General features: G+C 70.0%; 1 protein-coding gene. It reads left to right on the top strand.

Going from position 1 to position 1,007, the window contains the following annotated elements:
* The coding region (locus tag ABT041_RS38965; RefSeq protein WP_351193899.1) for an acyl-CoA dehydrogenase family protein at positions 1-1,007 on the top strand (1,007 nt) is incomplete at both ends.

Raw genomic sequence — 1,007 nt, 5'->3', positions numbered from 1 at the left:
TACCGGCCTTCCGAGGAGCACGACATGCTCCGGGAGTCGGTGCGTGCCCTCGCGGAGGCGAAGATCGTGCCGTTCGCGGCGGCGGTGGACGAGGAGGGCCGCTTCCCGCAGGAGGCCCTGGACGCGCTGGTCGCCAACGACCTGCACGCCGTGCACGTCCCCGAGACCTACGGCGGCGCGGGCGCCGACGCCCTCGCCACGGTGATCGTGATCGAGGAGGTCGCGCGCGCGTGCGGCTCCTCCTCGCTGATCCCCGCGGTCAACAAGCTCGGCTCGCTGCCGGTGATCCTCTCCGGCTCCGAGGAGCTCAAGCACAAGTACCTCGGCCCGCTCGCCAAGGGCGACGCGATGTTCTCCTACGCCCTGTCCGAGCCCGACGCGGGCTCCGACGCGGCCGGCATGAAGACCCGCGCGGTGCGCGACGGCGACACTTACGTCCTCAACGGCGTCAAGCGCTGGATCACCAACGCCGGCGTCTCCGAGTACTACACCGTGATGGCCGTCACCGACCCGGAGAAGCGCTCCAAGGGCATCTCCGCGTTCGTGGTGGAGAAGTCCGACGAGGGCGTCTCCTTCGGCGCCCCGGAGAAGAAGCTCGGCATCAAGGGCTCCCCGACCCGCGAGGTCTACCTCGACAACGTCCGCATCCCCGCCGACCGCATGATCGGCGCCGAGGGCACCGGCTTCGCCACCGCCATGAAGACCCTCGACCACACCCGCATCACCATCGCCGCCCAGGCCATCGGCATCGCCCAGGGCGCCCTCGACTACGCCAAGGGCTACGTCAAGGAGCGCAAGCAGTTCGGCAAGCCCATCGCCGACTTCCAGGGCGTGCAGTTCATGCTCGCCGACATGGCCATGAAGCTCGAGGCCGCCCGCCAGCTCACCTACGCCGCCGCCGCCAAGTCCGAGCGGGTTGCCGCCGGAGGTGGAGAGGAGGCCCTCACCTTCTTCGGCGCCGCCGCCAAGTGCTTCGCCTCCGACGTCGCCATGGAGGTCACCACCGA

The organism is Streptomyces sp. NPDC002825 (assembly GCF_040295385.1).
In the GTDB taxonomy this organism is placed as follows: domain Bacteria; phylum Actinomycetota; class Actinomycetes; order Streptomycetales; family Streptomycetaceae; genus Streptomyces.
This window is presented reverse-complemented; position numbering and strand designations above follow the sequence as displayed.